This window comes from Mesobacillus maritimus (assembly GCF_019749255.1).
GTDB lineage: Bacteria > Bacillota > Bacilli > Bacillales > Cytobacillaceae > Mesobacillus_B > Mesobacillus_B maritimus_A.
Map to the genome: position 1 here is coordinate 614,615 of NZ_JACWFH010000008.1, position 18,923 is coordinate 633,537.

The 18,923-nt window shown below is 40.1% G+C and carries 14 protein-coding genes and 1 riboswitch; of the genes, 13 read left to right on the top strand and 1 reads right to left on the bottom strand.

Annotated elements, in window-relative coordinates; all coding sequences use genetic code 11:
- The first annotated feature begins 52 nt into the window (after positions 1-52).
- The 10 genes from H0185_RS08480 (at position 53) to ppdK (ending at position 13,174) form a co-directional block, all read left to right on the top strand.
- Entirely contained in the window at positions 53-2,635 is a 2,583-nt protein-coding gene (locus H0185_RS08480; protein ID WP_221873011.1) for a helicase-related protein, read from the top strand.
- A gap of 118 nt (positions 2,636-2,753) precedes the next feature.
- Entirely contained in the window at positions 2,754-4,028 is a 1,275-nt protein-coding gene (locus tag H0185_RS08485) for a LysM peptidoglycan-binding domain-containing protein (protein ID WP_221873013.1), read from the top strand.
- 94 nt (positions 4,029-4,122) lie between these two features.
- A riboswitch (FMN riboswitch) is annotated at positions 4,123-4,268 on the top strand.
- Positions 4,269-4,404: 136 nt separating this feature from the next.
- Positions 4,405-5,484: a bifunctional diaminohydroxyphosphoribosylaminopyrimidine deaminase/5-amino-6-(5-phosphoribosylamino)uracil reductase RibD gene (gene ribD / locus H0185_RS08490; protein WP_221873015.1), complete on the top strand. Its 1,080-nt coding sequence runs from the start codon at positions 4,405-4,407 to the stop codon at positions 5,482-5,484.
- Positions 5,485-5,496: 12 nt separating this feature from the next.
- A complete protein-coding gene (ribE, locus tag H0185_RS08495; protein WP_221873016.1) occupies positions 5,497-6,144 on the top strand; it encodes a riboflavin synthase in 648 nt (215 codons plus the stop codon).
- A gap of 12 nt (positions 6,145-6,156) precedes the next feature.
- On the top strand, positions 6,157-7,350 hold the full coding sequence (locus H0185_RS08500) for a bifunctional 3,4-dihydroxy-2-butanone-4-phosphate synthase/GTP cyclohydrolase II (RefSeq protein ID WP_221873017.1): 1,194 nt from the start codon (positions 6,157-6,159) through the stop codon (positions 7,348-7,350).
- A 17-nt stretch (positions 7,351-7,367) separates the two neighbouring features.
- Complete coding sequence (ribH, locus tag H0185_RS08505; RefSeq protein ID WP_221873018.1) at positions 7,368-7,838, top strand: 6,7-dimethyl-8-ribityllumazine synthase; 471 nt, start codon at positions 7,368-7,370, stop codon at positions 7,836-7,838.
- A gap of 181 nt (positions 7,839-8,019) precedes the next feature.
- A complete protein-coding gene (locus H0185_RS08510) occupies positions 8,020-8,772 on the top strand; it encodes an exodeoxyribonuclease III (protein ID WP_221873019.1) in 753 nt (250 codons plus the stop codon).
- Positions 8,773-9,025: 253 nt separating this feature from the next.
- Complete coding sequence (gene ccpN / locus H0185_RS08515) at positions 9,026-9,661, top strand: transcriptional regulator CcpN (protein WP_343223109.1); 636 nt, start codon at positions 9,026-9,028, stop codon at positions 9,659-9,661.
- A gap of 22 nt (positions 9,662-9,683) precedes the next feature.
- Complete coding sequence (locus tag H0185_RS08520; RefSeq protein WP_221873021.1) at positions 9,684-10,505, top strand: pyruvate, water dikinase regulatory protein; 822 nt, start codon at positions 9,684-9,686, stop codon at positions 10,503-10,505.
- On the top strand, positions 10,505-13,174 hold the full coding sequence (gene ppdK, locus H0185_RS08525; protein WP_221873022.1) for a pyruvate, phosphate dikinase: 2,670 nt from the start codon (positions 10,505-10,507) through the stop codon (positions 13,172-13,174). The genes H0185_RS08520 and ppdK overlap by 1 nt, the downstream gene beginning before the upstream one ends.
- A gap of 135 nt (positions 13,175-13,309) precedes the next feature.
- Here ppdK and H0185_RS08530 read toward each other — a convergent pair whose 3' ends face one another.
- The gene (locus tag H0185_RS08530; protein WP_221873023.1) at positions 13,310-15,352 is read right to left on the bottom strand and encodes a helix-turn-helix domain-containing protein; all 2,043 of its coding nucleotides are present in this window, start codon (positions 15,350-15,352) and stop codon (positions 13,310-13,312) included.
- A 162-nt stretch (positions 15,353-15,514) separates the two neighbouring features.
- Here H0185_RS08530 and H0185_RS08535 point away from each other — a divergent pair, with 162 nt between their 5' ends.
- The 3 genes from H0185_RS08535 to H0185_RS08545 are packed head-to-tail and all read left to right on the top strand — an operon-like array spanning position 15,515 to position 18,917.
- Positions 15,515-15,727: an acetyl-CoA carboxylase biotin carboxyl carrier protein subunit gene (locus H0185_RS08535; protein WP_221873024.1), complete on the top strand. Its 213-nt coding sequence runs from the start codon at positions 15,515-15,517 to the stop codon at positions 15,725-15,727.
- On the top strand, positions 15,714-17,324 hold the full coding sequence (locus tag H0185_RS08540; protein WP_246629071.1) for an AMP-binding protein: 1,611 nt from the start codon (positions 15,714-15,716) through the stop codon (positions 17,322-17,324). The genes H0185_RS08535 and H0185_RS08540 overlap by 14 nt, the downstream gene beginning before the upstream one ends.
- 18 nt (positions 17,325-17,342) lie before the next feature.
- Positions 17,343-18,917, top strand: a complete 1,575-nt coding sequence (locus H0185_RS08545; protein WP_221873025.1) for an ABC transporter substrate-binding protein — start codon at positions 17,343-17,345, stop codon at positions 18,915-18,917.
- Positions 18,918-18,923 lie beyond the last annotated feature (6 nt).

Consider the following 18,923-nt stretch of genomic DNA (forward strand, 5'->3'; position numbering starts at 1 on the left):
GGACAGGCTTTTTACATATAATATGAAGAAAACGGAGAAAGGGGACAAGGATATGACGAAATTAGAAGAAATCTATCCTGTTGCGATTGAACAAACAAAGCAAAAACTTCATGGAGATATTGCCCACTTTCTAGAAAAAAGCGAAACAGTTCGCTCTTATCAGGACTATATTAAAGAACGAAAGACTTTTATTGAACAAATTTGGGTGAATGTTTGGATGAATAAAGCATCCAATGATGTGCCAAAAAAAGAAAAAAAGCTATTCTTGAAAAATAAAGGATATGAAACAGAGGGCGTAGATAAAAAAATTATCAACAAGCTTTTCCGTAATGAAATTAGGAATATTCAACCTTTTAATGTTATTCATTGGCTAGATGAACAATTTGCCTCAAATCCGGTGGAGTGGGAGCAGATCTTCCAACTATCAAGGGAAGCTTATTTAAAGCGTCAAGCGCAAGCGGAAGTGGACAGAGAGAGAAACGCCTACACCTTTGAGGTGCAAAGGTGGGGTGAAAAGTATTTAGAAAAAAACTTCTTATTCTTTTATTTGAATGTACGGCATTTTGTTGCAAAACAGCTAATGAAGGATTTGAAGCAGAAACAGAAATATCAGTATATTGAACCATTTAGATTGGAAGAAAGACTTGTGGAAGATGGGCACTTTCAGCCAAGTGATTACCGAACAGTAGCTGAATTTTTCGAGGAGCTCACAGGCGGTGTCCAGGCTTCCTATGATTGGGGAGCACGTACCTTTGAGTACGAAACTTATTTTGACTTTTATGAAAAACGGGTTATGGAATATTTATTTGATTTAGTATCTAAAAGACTTGTTGCGGAACTTCCTGAGAATCTCCAAGAAGAATATAAAAAATTATTCCAACAAGAGCTTACTGAAACAAAATTAGTGGAGTGGTTTGACCAAGAATTTGTTGATTTAACGAGTGAGTGTCTAGAGGAACTTTCCGAAGAATACCTAGAAGACTTACTTGCCATTGCTGACATCCCGTTTGATGTAGTCACTCACAATGATTTGTTTGAAAATCATGTTTCAGCACGCGAGAGGCGAATTGAGGAAGAAAGAGCTGAGGAAGAACGGCGAAAGCAAGAAGAAGCACGGATTATGGACGATATCTTCGGGAAGGCCTATATCCCATCAGTTGGTTCAAATTTAAGGTATGTTTTGCATATTGGTGAAACGAACACCGGGAAAACCCATCATGCTTTAGAGAGGATGAAAGCAGCTGAGAGTGGTTTGTATTTAGCGCCACTTCGACTGCTCGCACTTGAAGTATACGATAAGTTAAATGCTGAGGGCGTCCCTTGCTCGTTAAAGACTGGAGAAGAAGAAAAGTCTGTTGAGGGATCAAAGCATATTTCAAGCACAGTTGAAATGTTCCATGAAAAAGACTACTACGATGTTGTTGTGATTGACGAAGCGCAAATGCTAGCAGATAAGGACCGTGGATTTTCTTGGTACAAAGCAATAACGAAAGCAAATGCACGTGAGGTCCACATCATTGGAAGTTGGAATATTAGAGACATGCTTTATAACCTGTTAGAAGGCGTCGAGATAGAAGTACATGAATATAGTCGTGATACCCCATTAGAAGTTGAGCAAAAGGAATTTGAGTTAAAACACACGAAAAAAGGGGATGCCCTTATTTGCTTTTCACGTAAAAGGGTTTTGGAAACCGCAGCGAAACTCAAGCGAAGCGGTCATTCGGTCAGCATGATTTATGGAAGCATGCCGCCAGAAACAAGGAAAAAGCAAATTGATTTGTTTAACTCTGGTCAAACCAAAGTTGTTGTTGCAACAGATGCGATTGGGATGGGGTTAAACTTGCCAATTCGACGAATCGTTTTTCTTGAGACTGAGAAGTTTGATGGAACTAGGAGAAGAAGGCTGACTTCCCAAGAAGTGAAGCAAATCGCCGGGCGTGCCGGTCGGAAGGGTATTTATGATATCGGCAAGGTCGCGTTTTCCGCTGATATTAAATATATGAGTAAGCTTTTGGAGCAAAATGATAAACCTGTAGAGACGTTTGCCATAGCTCCAACTTCGACCGTTTTTGAGCGTTTTCAAAAATATTACCGTGATCTTGGTACTTTTTTTGATCTATGGGAGGAATTTGATCCACCGAAGGGGACGAAGAAGGCTACGTTAGCGGAAGAACGGGATTTATATGAATTGATTAGGGGAACTCCAATAGAGGCTCGCTTTTCTATGATGGATCTATATGGTTTTCTTCATTTGCCATTTGCATCTAGAGAACCGGCATTGGTTCGTCAATGGCTAGATACAATGATGGCGATTGCAGATGATACCGAAATCCCAGACCCAATGATTAAACGAAGAGGGCTAGAGGATTTTGAATTATCCTATAAAGCGATTGGACTTCACCTGTTATTTTTATATCGATTGGGAAGAAGAACGGAAGCGGTTTACTGGGAGAGGGTGAGAGAGGAAGTCAGTGATCAAGTCCACGATCAGTTACGAGACGAGGTTGAGAATTTCCAAAAGAAATGCAAAAAATGTGGGAAACCTCTCCCAGATGATTCTCGATTTTCGATATGTGATGCTTGCTATCACGGGAAATATAGACGTGGGCATCGAGGAAATAGACGCTGGGCATAGCAGCCATCTCTATCTGTTAGCATATTAAGCGCTATACGCCATAAACTGGTTATTAAGTAGGATAAAGCAGAGAGAATTCTACCTAATTCTACTTAAAGAATAGAAAAGGTGTGGTTGTATGGCCGTTCATGTAGTACAAAGCGGGGAGACTCTTTGGGCGATTTCGAGGAGATATGGTGTTTCCTTTTCTGAAATTATGGCGCTTAATGGCTTACCATCAACGAATTCTCTTACCCCTGGTCTTGCGCTCTATATTCCACGAACCCAATCACCATACCGTGTATATCGCATCCAACCAGGTGATACCCTGTGGAAGATAGCTGTTCAATATAATACAACAGCCGATAGAATTAACGAGGCGAACCCCACAGTTGATTTGAATTCTCTCGTTATTGGGCAAAAAATCAATATTCCTACAACTGCTAAGTTGGAAATGGCTACACTGGTATTTATCGCACCATATGTTCAACAAGCTGCTATTGAACAAGTGTATGAATTGGCAGGGCAGATGACTTACATAGCGGTTGCTGCTTATAGTTTTACGGAAGCTGGTTATGCGTTTGTTCAACTCGATGATCGCGAACTGGTCGCGACAAGCAATCAATTAGGTGTAAGGCCATTATTAATGATTCGAAATCAGCTAAATGGCGAATTCGATGCTGAATTGGCTGGAAGAGTTCTTGGGAACCCACAATTACGCAAGAACCTTGTCACTAGTCTTTTGAATTTGGTTCGTGAGCGAGGCTACAAAGGGGTTAGCATAGACTTTGAATTTATTCCGCCACCAAGAAGGAATGATTTTCTACTATTTCTAAGGGAACTAAAAAATGCACTTGGTTCGTTGATTCTGCATGTAAATGTACATGCAAAAACGGAGGATATCCCTACCAATCCGATTATTGGTGCTTATGATTACCAAGGCATAAGTAATGCGGCAGACATTGTTGCCGTTATGACAATTGATTATGGATATCCAGGTGGTCCACCTGACCCTATTTCTCCTGCGTGGTGGGTGGAGCAGGTGATTGTTTATGCGCTCACGCAAATCAGACCGGAAAAACTGCAGATTGCGATGGCGCTTTATGGATATGATAAAATTGTTCCTGACAATACCACGATTGCGCGATCAGTCCTCTCTGCACAGAATATTGCTCTCGCTAATTGGCGGCCTATTCAGTTTGATGAACGTGCCCTATCACCTGTCTTTCAATATCGACAAAATGATCAAGAGCATGTTGTTTGGTTTGAAGACATAAGAAGTTATATTGAAAAATATCGGTTAATTGATATGTACGGGTTAATGGGATCGACGTATTGGCAATTAAGCTTGCCAGCACCGCAAAACTGGGCTTTTGTAAAGGAAAGAATCAATGTTTTAAAATCGTATGAGTGAAAGGGAGGATGAAATAATTCTTCCTTTTTTGATTTTATAAATAACTTTCCTTTTCATTTTTAGTTAAAAAAGCATATAATAGGATTTAAATATAATATTCCTTCGGGGTCGGGTGTAATTCCCAACCGGCGGTGATGAAGCGATGGCTTCTTAGTCCGTGACCCGGTTAACATTTGTTAAACGGTGGATCTGGTGAAACTCCAGAGCCGACAGTGAAAGTCTGGATGGGAGAAGGAAAATTTTTAAGAATGGGTTTCGTTATCGGGTAAAATCTGCCTGTTACAGACCTTTATTTTCTTATTGCCTTTTTTAGGACCCCAATGTATCTGTTGATACTTGGGGTCCTTTTTATTATCTTCAGAGGGAGGTTACTGACGTGACGGATCAAGAATATATGAAGCTGGCCATTGAACTTGCGAGGAGTGCCACGGGACAAACTTCACCTAATCCAATTGTAGGAGCAGTGGTGGTTAAGAACAATCAAATTATTGGAATGGGTGCTCATTTAAAAGCTGGAGAACCTCACGCAGAAGTTCATGCGATTCGAATGGCTGGTGAAAAAACAAAGGGTGCGACCATTTATGTTACACTCGAGCCTTGCAGTCATCATGGGAAGACCCCCCCATGTGCTGATTTGATCATTGCGTCTGGAATTGAAAGAGTGGTTGTAGCGTCAACGGATTCGAATCCACTTGTTGCTGGACGAGGCATCAGTAGGTTAAGAGAAGCTGGTCTTACTGTTGAAACCGGAGTTCTGGAAAGTGAAGCGCTTGAGCTTAACGAAGTCTTCTTTCATTTTATTAACACGGGCTTACCGTATGTGACTTTAAAGTCAGCATCCAGCCTTGATGGCAAAACAGCGACTGTAACCGGTGAAAGCAAATGGATTACAGGAGACGCAGCTAGACATGATGTTCATAAGCTACGCCATCAGCATGATGCGATTCTAGTAGGAGTGAATACGGTAATCGCAGATGACCCTAGTCTGACAACTAGACTGACAGGTGGTGGAAAGAATCCTATTCGAATTATCTTGGATTCTACTTTAAGGACACCATTAGATGCCCGTGTGGTAAGGGATGGGGAAGCGCCAACATGGCTGATTACCACTAGCAAGGCGGAGAAAGGGAAAGTAGCAGAAATGGAAGCCCTCGGTGTTGAAGTGGTTGTGCTCACAGAATCCTTAACCATTCCCGAAATTTTGAAGTCTTTAGCTCAACGTGGGATTACTTCCTTGTTTGTGGAAGGTGGTGCTGAGGTGCATGGAAGCTTTCTTAAAGCAGGGGCTTTTCAACAATTAATTAGCTATATGGCACCCAAGCTAATAGGTGGAAAAAACGCTCCGTCTATATTTGGTGGAGAAGGGCTTGTACATATAGGTGATGCCGTATCTTTACAAATTAAAGATGTATCCATGGTTGGTGAGGATATCCGCGTAATTGCTACGCCACGCTAAGGAGTTGAATGTATGTTTACTGGGATTATTGAAGAAATCGGCACGATAGCGGGAATCCGAAGGACAGGACCTATGTTTGAAGTGGCTATACATGCGGAGAAAGTCATAAAGGATGTGAGCCTAGGAGACAGTATTTCAATAAATGGAGTCTGCCTGACAGTAACCTCTTTCACGACTGGAACGTTTACGGTAGATGTAATGCCAGAGACGGTGAAGGCGACTAATATTAGTAAGCTTAAGCCAGGATCAAAAGTCAATCTAGAAAGAGCAATGGCCGCAGGTGGTCGGTTTGGTGGACATTTTGTTTCAGGTCATGTCGATGGGATTGGGACAATTGTTCGGAAAGAGCGTCAAGAAAATGCCGTCTATTTTGAAATCGAAGTCAATGAAGAGTTGGCGAGCGCAATGATCTTGAAAGGCTCTGTCACCGTTGATGGGACAAGCTTGACGATTTTCGGCGTAACAACAACTTCCTTTACCATTTCATTAATTCCTCACACGATGGAGGAAACCATTATTGGTCAAAAGCAAGTTGGCGACATGGTCAATATTGAGAGCGATATGATTGGCAAATATGTGGGACACTATCTAAAACAAACAAAACAGGTTAAGAAGTCATCGATTACGAAAAGCTTCTTAGAGGAAAATGGATTTAGTTAAGGGGGGAAAAGGATGTTTGACAAAATTGAAGCAGCCATTGAGGATTTGAAAAGCGGTAAAATTGTAATTGTTTGTGATGACGAAGATCGTGAAAATGAAGGTGATTTTATTGCCTTAGCAGAAAAGACGACTGCTGAGACCATAAATTTCATGGTTACACATGGACGAGGTCTAGTTTGTATACCCGTTGAAGAACAATTGGCTAAAAAGCTGGAGCTTCATGCCATGACCCAGGATAATACGGATCCTCATGGAACTGCATTCACGGTAAGTATTGACCATAAAAGCTCTACAACTGGTATTTCAGCCCATGAACGAAGCACGACGGTTCAAGAGCTGATTAACCCTGATTCAAAGCCTTCTGATTTTAAAAGACCTGGGCATATCTTTCCATTAATTGCGAAGGATGGTGGGGTTCTTAGAAGAGCGGGTCATACTGAAGCGGCTGTGGACTTGGCAAAATTATCAGGTGCTGCACCTGCAGGGGTTATCTGTGAAATTATGAATGAAGATGGTTCAATGGCGCGAGTTCCGCAGTTAAGGGAAATAGCCGACCGCTTCGGGTTAAAGATGATTACGATTAAGGATATGATTCAATATCGTAATCAACAAGAAAAATTGGTCGAAAAAGTGGTTGAAATCGATTTACCAACAGAATATGGCGATTTCAAAGCTGTCGGGTACATCAATCTCCTTGATGGACAAGAACATGTTGCTCTAGTGAAAGGGGATGTTTCGACGGATGAACCTGTTCTCGTGAGGGTTCACTCAGAATGCTTGACGGGCGATGTTTTTGGTTCCTTCCGTTGTGACTGTGGACCTCAACTTCATGCTGCATTAAGGAAGATTGAAGATGAAGGAAGAGGAATTCTATTGTACATGAGACAAGAAGGTCGAGGGATTGGTTTAATCAATAAATTGAAGGCTTATAAGCTACAAGAAAATGGTTTTGACACAGTGGAAGCAAATGAAAAGCTTGGATTTGGGGCAGATTTACGCGATTACGGAATTGGTGCTCAAATTCTAAGAGACCTTGGAGTTATGCAAATGAGGCTCTTAACTAATAATCCAAGAAAGATTAGTGGTCTTGGGGGCTATGGTCTTGAAATTGTTGACCGTGTTCCAATCGAAATGGAATCAAAAAAGGAAAACGAACGTTATTTAAAAACAAAAAAATCAAAACTAGGACATTTACTTCATATTTAATTTTAGGGGGAAAAATCATGGGTAGAACATTTGAAGGAAATTTAGTAGCATCAGGACTGAAAGTAGCAATCGTAGTAGGGCGTTTTAACGAGTTTATTACAAGTAAGTTACTTGGCGGAGCACAGGACGCTCTTAAGAGACATGGAGTAGCAGATGAAGATGTTGATATTGCATGGGTACCGGGTGCGTTTGAAATTCCATTGATTGCACAAAAAATGGCAAACACTGGCCGCTACGATGCGGTTGTGACATTGGGTACCGTTATTCGCGGAGCTACACCACATTTCGACTTTGTCTGCAACGAGGCAGCCAAAGGAGTTTCTGCTACAGCCTTGAATAGTGGAGTTCCTATTTCTTTTGGAGTATTAACTACAGACTCCATTGAACAAGCAATTGAACGAGCTGGAACAAAGGCCGGAAACAAAGGCTGGGAAGCAGCAACCACAGCCATTGAAATGGCAAACCTATGCAGAAATATCGAACAGTAAAAATTGGATGAAGCATGTTAGTTAATAGATTCATGAATTTATACTATAATTTAGGGAATGACCTTGAGGTCGTTCCTTCTTTTTTTGGGAGGAGGAATACAAAGGCTTGATAATGGATTTAGATTTCACTACTGCTGATCTATAACGCTAGATGAACAGATCATGATAAAGGGGATTTACAATGAAACTAGTATCTTGGAATGTAAACGGGCTCCGTGCTTGCTGTAAGAAAGGATTCTTAGATTATTTTAAGGAAGTAGATGCAGATATTTTCTGTGTTCAGGAAACGAAGCTTCAAGAAGGACAAATCGATTTAGATTTAGATGGATACCATGATTATTGGCATTATGCTGTTAAAAAGGGATATTCCGGAACGGCTGTGTTTTCGAAGGTAGAGCCTTTGTCCGTAAGATATGGAATTGGCGTTGATGAGTACGATTGTGAAGGTCGAGCAATTACACTAGAATTTGAGAATTTCTTCTTGGTAAATGTTTATGTCCCAAATTCACAACGGGATTTGGCACGGCTTTCATTTCGACTTGCTTGGGAAGACAAGCTTAAAGAGTATTTGCATGAGCTTAACCAGGTGAAACCAGTTATTCTTTGTGGGGATCTTAATGTCGCTCATCAGGAAATAGATTTAAAGAACCATAAATCTAATAACGGAAATTCTGGGTTCACCGATGAAGAGCGAGGCAAGATGACGGACCTTTTAGCATCTGGGTTTGTGGATTCCTTTAGACATGTTCACCCAGATCAAGAAGGCGCTTATACATGGTGGAGTTATATGAACAAGGTTCGCGAAAGAAATATTGGTTGGCGAATTGATTATTTTATTGTTTCCGAAGGAATGGCACCTATGATAAAGGAAGCGGCTATTGACTCGCAGGTGATGGGCAGTGACCACTGTCCGATTTTATTAGAACTAGCATAACGATTGGGTGACAAATAAATCATCATCTTGAATGAGATTATAGATATGCATGACCGAAAAGGCTGTTCCAGTAATTGGGACAGCTTTTTATTTTGGATCAGAGCCAATAGATTAAAAAATTCGTCATATGTATATAAATCTCTTGTACCTTAATTGAGTTAAATGTAATATACTATATATGAATGAGCATAACACAATTGGTCATTTGTAACATATATATGTACGTATATTGTGGTTCATAGGGAAGGCGGTGATTCCAATTAAACTATCAAAACGTCAACTAGAGATCCTAGAGATTGTCAAGGAAGCTGGGCCAATCACAGGGAGAGAGATTGCAGAAAAGCTATCGTTAACTCGTGCAACGTTAAGGCCAGATTTAGCTATCTTAACCATGGCAGGAAGTCTTGAGGCAAAGCCGCGGGTGGGCTATTTTTTCAACCCGCAAAGTGAAGTGAGGCAAAGTGCTGCAAACTTGGCCAAACAGATCGTTAACAACTATAAAGCACACCCAATTGTTGTCCAAAAGTCAGCATCTGTGTATGACGCCATTGTGCAGATTTTTCTTGAAGATGTGGGGACCTTATACGCAGTCGATAAGGATGGTCTTCTCGCTGGGGTCATATCACGTAAAGATTTGTTGAGGGCGGCAATAGGAAATAATAATCTTGAAGAGCTCCCGGTAAGTGTCATTATGACGAGAATGCCCAATATTGTAACCGTTAAATATGATGAATCCCTTCTCGATGCCGCAAAGAAACTAATACATAATCATATCGATTCCTTACCAGTGGTCAGAGAAGTAGATAAAGAGAAAGATATGTATGAAGTAATCGGGCGAATTACGAAAACAACGATTACCAGGGCATATGTTGAACTCCTTGAAATATAACAAGATTGGAAGTGAAGTTGCTTTGGGTAAAAAGGAAGTAGTTTACGTCGTTTCTGACTCTGTTGGGGAAACAGCAGAGTTTGTGGTAAAAGCAGTTGCTACCCAGTTTAACGGTGGTAGTGTGGACATTCGCAGAAGTTCCTATGTCGAGGACGTGGAAGATATTGAGGATGTGTTGATTTTAGCTAGGCAAAATAACCAATCAATTATCGCGTACACAATTGTCATCCCACATTTAAAAGACTACCTCGATCGACGTGCATCAGAAGAGGGGATTGTTGCTGTTGATTTACTAAATCCATTGATGAACGCTTTCGAACAAAAATTTGAAAAGCCACCAAATCAACAACCCGGGTTAATGAGAAAGCTTGATGATGAGTATTTTCGGAAAATTGAAGCGATTGAGTTTGCTGTGAAATATGATGATGGGCGAGACCCACGTGGCATTATTCGCTCTGATATAGTCCTTATTGGTGTCTCAAGGACCTCTAAAACACCGTTATCAATGTATTTGGCTCATAAAAGATATAAGGTCGCGAATGTTCCACTTGTTCCTGAAGTAAAACCACCTGATGAGCTGTTTACAGTCCCGCGCTCAAAATGTGTAGGTCTAATCATCTCACCAGATAAATTAAATGAAATTCGTAAGGAGCGTTTAAAAGCACTAGGGCTTACCTCACAGGCTAACTATGCAAGCTTTGAACGTATTTTAGAGGAATTAGAATATGCTGAGAAAATTATGAAGCGAGTAGGTTGTCCGGTCATCAATGTGTCCAATAAAGCCGTGGAAGAAACTGCAAGCCAAATTTTAGACATTTTAAAAAGTGAAAGGAGCTATACATAATGAAAAAATTTGTGTATATGTTCAATGAAGGAAACAGTGAAATGAAGGATTTGCTTGGAGGAAAGGGAGCAAATCTTGCAGAAATGACGAGAATTGGCCTACCCGTCCCATTTGGTTTTACGATTTCTACAGAAGCTTGTAATGCCTATTATGACGCAGATAAAAAAATTACTGTAGAGGTACAGGATGAGATTTTACAATCTCTTAAAAAGCTTGAGGCTAATACCGGGAAAAAACTTGGAGACCCTGAAAATCCACTGCTGGTATCAGTTCGATCTGGTGCTGTTTTCTCAATGCCTGGGATGATGGATACAATTTTAAACTTGGGGATGAATGATGAAACCGTAGAAGGAGTGGCTAGGTTAACCAACAATCCTCGGTTTGCTTATGATTCTTATAGACGGTTCATTCAAATGTTTTCAGATGTGGTCCTTGATGTTGATACGTTTTTCTTTGAACGATTATTAGAAGAAACGCGAGAAGAAAAAGGGTATAAATCTGATCCCGAATTAACGGCTGAAGATTGGAAGGAAGTCATTGCTGGATATAAGCGAATTGTCAAGAAGCATACACGTAAAGCTTTTCCACAAGATCCAATTCAGCAATTATATCTATCCATTAATGCGGTGTTTGATTCTTGGAATAACCAACGGGCAATTGTTTATCGTCGTTTGAATAAAATTCCTGGACACCTCGGGACAGCTGTTAACATTCAAAGTATGGTGTTTGGGAATATGGGCAATGACTCTGGTACTGGCGTTGCGTTCACACGAAATCCTTCCACAGGGGAGCATTTGCTTTACGGTGAATATCTAATCAATGCCCAAGGAGAAGATGTTGTTGCAGGGATTCGCACGCCACAGCCTATTAACACGCTAAAAGATGAAATGCCGGAAGTCTACGAGCAATTCGCGGCAACATGTACCCATCTTGAACAGCATTACAAAGATATGCAGGATATTGAATTCACGGTCGAACGTGGAAAGCTGTTTATTTTACAAACAAGGAACGGTAAGCGTACCGCCCAAGCAGCCATTCGAATTGCTGTTGAGATGGTCAGAGAAGGCTTTATTAGTAAAAGAGACGCACTTCTTCGAGTTGATCCAGATCAATTAAATCAATTATTGCACCGTCGAATTGATGACAACTTTGAGCGTACGCAACTAGCTAAAGGCCTACCTGCATCACCTGGAGCGGCTACTGGTGCAGTTGTGTTTGATGCAGATGAAGCAGAGCTTTTAGCTAAGGATGGAAAAAAAGTCATTTTGGTTCGTCCTGAGACGACCCCAGATGATATTCATGGGATTGTTGCTGCTCAAGCTGTTGTCACAAGTCGAGGAGGAATGACAAGTCACGCTGCTGTTGTTGCAAGGGGAATGGGAAAAGCGTGTATTTGTGGTTGTGAAGCAATGAAGATTGATTTGCATGAGAAAGAGTTTTATATCAAGGGGACGGTTGTAAAAGAAGGCGACATTATTACGATTGATGGAGGAACTGGGGAGGTTATGCTTGGAGAAATTCCAATGATTGAACCAGAATTATCAGTGGAATTCCAACAGCTGCTGTCTTGGGCAGATGAAGAACGGAAGCTTGGGGTAAGGAGTAATGCGGATAACCCAGAAGATTCTAGAAAAGCACGAGAATTCGGTGCAGAAGGGATAGGGCTTTGCAGAACTGAGCATATGTTTATGGATCCAACTCGTGTTCCAATTGTTCAAGAGATGATCCTTGCAGAAACCTTTGATGAGCGTAAAGCTGCACTTGAAAAATTACTGCCGATGCAACAACAAGATTTCGAAGGGATTCTCGAAGCGATGCAAGGGTTCCCTGTTACGATTCGCTTGCTCGACCCACCTCTACATGAATTCCTTCCAGATAAAGAAGAGTTGATTGTCGAGACAACGAAGCTAAAAATTCTCGAACCTAATTCAATAGAGTTAAAAGAGAAAGAACAATTATTAAAAAAGGTCCGCCAGTTAGATGAGTTTAACCCAATGCTAGGTCACCGCGGTTGTCGTCTTGGGATGATTCACCCTGAAATTTATGAAATGCAGGCGAAGGCCATCTTTTACGCTGTGGTTAAATTATCCGAAAAAGGCATTGATGCTAAACCAGAAATCATGATTCCACTTGTTGGTCATGTAAATGAATTAAAAGAAATGCGCCAGCTTGTCGTGAATTCTGCGAATCTGGTAAAGGAAGAAACAGGGAAAGAGTTTGTTTATACAATTGGTACAATGGTTGAAGTTCCACGTGCTGCCTTAACTGCGGATCAAATTGCTGAGGAGGCAGACTTCTTCTCGTTCGGAACGAATGATTTAACGCAAACGACTTTTGGATATAGCCGTGATGATGCGGAAGGAAAATTCCTTCAAGCGTATATTGAAAATAAAGTGTTGCCAGAAAACCCATTTGCGGTCCTTGATCGGGAGGGCGTTGGCAAGCTTGTCGAAACAGGAGTAAAGCTTGGACGTCAAACAAAGCCAGAGCTCAAAACAGGGATTTGCGGGGAGCATGGTGGAGAAAAAAGCTCGATTGAATTCTGTTACCAAGCTGGATTAGATTATGTCAGCTGTTCACCTTACCGAGTGCCAATTGCACGCCTAGCTGCGGCACAGGCAACTATTCGTTTTCGGAAGGAAGCGACTGAAGAGTTATTGGTAAAATAATAGAATTGTAAGAAAGGAAAGGGATAATCTTCTGAATTGGAAGATTATCCCTTTTAGTGCAAGGAAACAAATGATAATAAACTAAGGGAGGAAGTCCTAATTAAAAGTGTTCCCATTCCAAAGGAAGTATCAGTATCAGACATATGTTTCACGAAGGTGACATGCGAGCTGAACTTTTAACATCGCTTCAGAATCATTAAGGGAAACATCTAAAATCTCTTCTATTTTTTTAATTCTTTGATAGAGTGTGTTGATATGGATATGCAGTTCCTCAGCAGTCTTGGTTGCCGATCGATTGCTTCGAATGTAGGTTATAAGCGTTTTCTCAAGTTCAACGTTTTGTAACTTTGGTGTATTTATCGGGGAGAATATTTCTTCTACAAACTGACTTAACTCATCTTGTGAATGATTAATAAATAAGCGGTTAATGCCTATTTCAGCATAGTCAATCACTCCAGGTGTTCCACAGGAGAAGAGATAGCTCAACGCCTTTGTCGCCTCATTATGTGTTTTGTTAATTGAATCGATACCCTTATAAATTCGGCCAACTCCTGCATATAAATGGATTCTTTCACTCTCCTGCCAATCATTAATAATGGCTTCTAACTGATCAATTATTAATGGCTTGTTACTAGGTGAATCAATTGCAATTAATAATGTCACCTTATTGTGATTTCCAAATAGTAATTTCCTTACATCAGATAGCTTTTGTTTAACTGTCCACACAAAGTGATGAACTTTCGTTTCGAGAACTTGTAAATCATGAAATTTCGAAAACTCAATGATAACTGTGAAAAGATGTTTATCAAGATCAATTCCAAAGTCGAGTCCTTGCTTATGAAGAACTAAAGGATCGTCATTGTTTAAGAGATCATAATAATAATCATGCGTTTTTTTATAGAAAACCTCTGTTACGGAATGCCTCTTGGCTAATTCCAATGCAAGGAAGACACCGCCTCGTTCAATAATCATGTGATCAAGTTGTTTTAAGGGGAAAGCGCCTGTTACAACTAAACAAGCTGAACAAGCATTTCCTACAAATATAGGATAAAGATAAAAAGTTTTATCCTCAACGTCGCTTAGATCAACATAGATGGGCTGGTTTCGTTCATTGAGTAACTTAGACAGTTCATCAAATGTGAAATATCGTTTTTCTCTTTTGGGATAATATTCCTCTTCAAGAAAATCAACAAACACAACAGAAGGCTTTATCATTCGGTTTAATTCCTTTGTAATAATTCCAACGCCTTTGTTTTGCAGAGAAAGTTTGGTTAGGGTAGAGTGAACTTCATTCCGAGTAACAAGTACTTGGTTTTTTCTTGTTATTTCGGTAAAGAGCCGTGCATTTTCAATTGCAATTGCAATTTGTGCAGATAACCCCTCTAATAATTTCAAATCCCATTCCGTAAGTTTTCGAGCCTGTTCATCTTGGTGAATACTCAATACGCCTCTAATTTCATTATGAAACTTAATTGGCACTATAACAGCTGCCTTTACTCGACCATTATGAAAAGCGGCGGTTAATAATTCTAAATTTCTTTTACTTGTTCCTCTCATAGCCTCATTTGCTTTCCGAAAAGAATGATAAATTCTTGGTTTCCCATCTCGAAAGGTTTTTCCTGTCACGGATTCTCCTATTTTATATTTAACAAGGGTAATTTCCCTTTTCCAACCACGATAAGCCTTACATACCAAGCGATCAAGTGCAGGGTCGTATACCCAAAATGCTGTAGTATTCGCACCGGGAATAACAACTGCAACATTATCTAGAATTTTTGCCAGTAGATCATCTAAATCTAATGAAGAAGTGATATTTTGGGTTCCTTCTATTAATTTTTCTAATTCTAGGTTTTTGCTATTCAAAATCGCCTTTGTATAGAGAGGGTACAAAAGGTGATAAAGGATGTCTACTTTATTTTGAGCAAAGCTGGGAATACCTTCAGGATAGATAACTAGTGCTTGATATCCCTGAGGAAAAGTGAAGGTTAGTACAGATTGATCTTTGTATGTGGTAAGTGGAGTTTCATAATTAGATGGCGAAGTGACATCAATAGTAGACAAACCTTTAGCGTCAATTAATTCCCAATTTTGATGTAACGGTTGATAAAGCCAAATTTGATATCTTGACAAAGATAACTGTTTGGTAAGAAATGAATGGACAAGGGTCTCGTTAAACACATTAATTACCTCCATGTAAAAAACTACATAAGAACAGTGAGAATAATAGAGGAACCTACATTGTCTTCATTTTACAACTCCACTATACTTTCTGTAAATACTAAATATTCAGAAACTATAATTGTAACCGCTTACTATTATATTTAAAAAGGGGAGAAGTCTATGAATCAACTAATTGCTTCAATGGCAGGTAATGTTTATAAGGTCCTTGTTAAAGAAGGAGACATTGTAAGTGAAGGTGTAGATGTCGTAATTCTTGAGTCAATGAAAATGGAAATTCCAATTAGTGCTGAATCAGAGATAACAGTAAAAGCAGTAATGGTTGCAGAAGGAGATTTCGTTAATGAAGGGGATGTGATTCTTGAAGTTGAATAAAGACAATCGTCCGCTCCATGAGTATTTAAGAGAATATGCAAGAATGAGTCCTAATAAAACTGCCATTGTTTTTTATGGGAAAGAGGTTACTTATCGAGAGTTAGATGAGTTATCTGATCGTTTTGCCCAATTTCTCTATTCGCAAGGGATTCGTAAAGGTGACAAAGTAGCATTGTTCTTACCTAATTGTCCTCAATATATTATCTGTCATTTTGGTATACAAAAAATTGGGGCAATTGTTGGACCATGTAATCCAATGTTAAAAGAATGGGAACTACAGTATGAGGTAAATGATTTAGGAGCAAAAGCGATAATCTACTTAGATCATTTACATAGCATTGTAGAAACCGTTCTGCCGAGAACCAATCTAGAGTTAGTCATTTCAACTAGCTATGATGATTTTCTTCCGGAAATACCAATCCCCAGTTTCCCAGAAGAGAGAAACTCAAAAAATGACCTACCTATAGCACAGAATCTTTCCCGCATACTAGAAGTAAGTCCACCTACATGTCCAAACATCGATATTGATGCAGCCGAGGATGTTGCCCTGATTGTCTATACATCAGGTTCAACGGGTTTACCGAAAGGTGCGATGTTAACCTACAAAAATGCTTTATATAAAACACGTTGTGTAGCTGAGTTAAGAGGCTATTCCAATACCGATGTTTCGCTTTCAGTTATGCCTATTTGCCATATTGCTGGAATGCTAGGAATGAATGTAAGCATTTATTCTGGCGGGACAATCGTCCTGCTTAATCGCTTCTCGCCTGAGGCGACAATGGAGGTAATTGAGCGTCATCGTGTTACCGTTGCTCAAACTGTAGTCCCGATGAATATAGCAATCATGAATCATCCAACTGCCACAGCGGTCAATTTCAGTTCCCTTAGAATGAATTCTTGTACGAGCTTTGGGGTTCAATTAACAGAGGAAATATCCGCAAAGTGGAAGGAACTAACGGGTGTAGGATTGTTTGAATCCGCCTATGGTTTAAGCGAAACACATACTGCAGATACAATGATGAATCCTGAAGATGTGAAATTTGGTACTACGGGTAAACCAATGCCTGGTACGGAAATTAGGATTGTTTCATTAGAGGAGCCTCGGCTTGAATGTGCAGTCGGTGAAGAAGGGGAAATAATTGTTCGTGGACCAGGTGTATTTAAAGGATATTTAAATAAACCAGAAGCAACTGCTCAAACTTTACGTGATGGGTGGGTGTATACAGGAGATATTGGCAAGATAGATGATGAAGGATACCTTTATTTTATTGGTCGTGTAAAAGAAATGATTAAGTGTTCAGGGTACAGTGTTTTTCCGGAGGATGTTGAAATTATGCTGAATCGACATCCTGCAGTAGTCGAATCCGCGGTGATAGGGGTTTCTGACCCTGTTAGAGGAGAATCAGTTAAAGCATATGTAGTAATAAAGCCTGAATTTGTGAACAATTTTAGCCCGGAAGAGTTAATCCGATGGAGTAAGGAAAAGATGGCTGCTTATAAGTATCCAAGATTCGTTGAATTTAGAGATACACTACCTAAAACGGGTACTGGAAAGCTATTACGCCGCAAATTGAAGGATGGAGAAAAAATTCATTGAAATTAGAGGAGGCAATTTATGAAAAAGGTTAGGAAGATCGTTAGTCTTGTCCTGTTAGGCACGTTGTTGTTTATTGCTGGTTGTTCAGGAAATAGCTCTACTTCTAGTAATAATCAATCATCCGGGACAAAGGATGGTTCAAGTTCTACTGAAACTAGTGAACCAAAAAAAGGTGGAAGTATAGCAGTAGCTTACGACTCCGATGTTAGTAATTATGACCCAATTCTAGGAAACTCGGGAAATGATCATTCACTACTCTATCCTGTCTATGACACTCTTGTAAATTATAACAATGAATTAGAACCTGAGGCTGGTCTTGCTGAGTCTTGGGAAACCCCGGACGAAAAGACGATTGTACTTCATTTGCGAGAAGGAGTCACGTTCCATGACGGTACTCCATTTGACGCAGAAGCAGTGAAATTTAACCTAGATCGTGTCAGGTCAGAGGAATCAAATATATCGGATTTATCAAGTGTTGACTCAGTTGAGGTTGTCGATCCCCATACTGTAAAATTACATCTTAAACAGCCAGATTCTTCTATTATATTAGCTTTATCTGATCGTTCGGGGATGATGGTTTCTCCTAGCGCTGTAGAAAAATTTGGAGCCGATTATGGCCAAAATCCTGTAGGAGCTGGTCCATTCAAAATGGTTAATTGGGTCCGTAATGGTGAAATACAATTAGAAGCTTACGAGAATTATTGGCAAGAAGGTCTTCCATACCTCGATTCCATTAATGTAAAAATTATGCCGGATGAAAATACCCGTTTAAACGCTCTAAAATCAGGTCAGGTGCAATTCTATTGGAATGTTTCTCCGGACAATTCTCAAGTATTAAAGAATGACCAATCCATCGCTCTGGACACCAAAATGAAAGTTGCATTCTATAACATTTACTTGAATACAACGATGGCACCATTCGATAAAAAAGAAGTCCGCCAGGCGTTTCAGCATGCTATTAATCGAGAAAGTATTGTGGAAGCGTTAACATTTAGGGAGGGTGAAGCAGCGTATCAGGCGTTTCCAAAGGATTATTGGGCTTCAAACCCAGAACTAACGATTCCGTATGACCCAGAAAAGTCTAAGGAACTATTAAAAGCGGCAGGAGTAGAAAATGTGAGTTTTGATATGTTTGTACCTTCAGCTCCATTTTATATGCGTATAGGTGAGGCTATTAAAGGCCAAGTAAAAGAAGCAGGTTTTGATATTAACATTGAACCGATGGAGTTAACGAAAGGGGTTGCCCTTTACTTCAATGAAAAGCAAATCCCAGCCAATTTAACAGCATGGACAGGGCGACCTGATCCACAGCAAACAGTTAATTTACTACTGAGCGGGGATGGTTTCTATAATGCAGGCGGGCAAACAACAGATGAAATTGAAGATCTAATCACTAAGGCAGCATCTTCTTATGATCAACAAGAACGTGCTGAGCTTTACGGTAAGATCAATGAGTTAACCATCATCGATGAGGCCATTACGGTTCCAATTATGTTTACCCCTTCAACAGCTGCGATGACACCTAATGTAAAAGGGTTCAGTGGGACTTTGTTAGGGAAACCAAAGTTTTCATTCTTATGGTTAGAAGAATAAAGACGA

Excerpts from the sequence above, each read along its gene's own strand:
- H0185_RS08485 (WP_221873013.1), top strand. The coding sequence starts at position 2,754 with ATGGCCGTTCATGTAGTACAAAGCGGGGAGACTCTTTGGGCGATTTCG.
- ribE (WP_221873016.1), top strand. The coding sequence starts at position 5,497 with ATGTTTACTGGGATTATTGAAGAAATCGGCACGATAGCGGGAATCCGA.
- H0185_RS08535 (WP_221873024.1), top strand. The coding sequence starts at position 15,515 with ATGAATCAACTAATTGCTTCAATGGCAGGTAATGTTTATAAGGTCCTT.
- ribH (WP_221873018.1), top strand. The coding sequence starts at position 7,368 with ATGGGTAGAACATTTGAAGGAAATTTAGTAGCATCAGGACTGAAAGTA.
- H0185_RS08510 (WP_221873019.1), top strand. The coding sequence starts at position 8,020 with ATGAAACTAGTATCTTGGAATGTAAACGGGCTCCGTGCTTGCTGTAAG.
- H0185_RS08480 (WP_221873011.1), top strand. The coding sequence starts at position 53 with ATGACGAAATTAGAAGAAATCTATCCTGTTGCGATTGAACAAACAAAG.
- ppdK (WP_221873022.1), top strand. The coding sequence starts at position 10,505 with ATGAAAAAATTTGTGTATATGTTCAATGAAGGAAACAGTGAAATGAAG.
- H0185_RS08500 (WP_221873017.1), top strand. The coding sequence starts at position 6,157 with ATGTTTGACAAAATTGAAGCAGCCATTGAGGATTTGAAAAGCGGTAAA.
- H0185_RS08545 (WP_221873025.1), top strand. The coding sequence starts at position 17,343 with ATGAAAAAGGTTAGGAAGATCGTTAGTCTTGTCCTGTTAGGCACGTTG.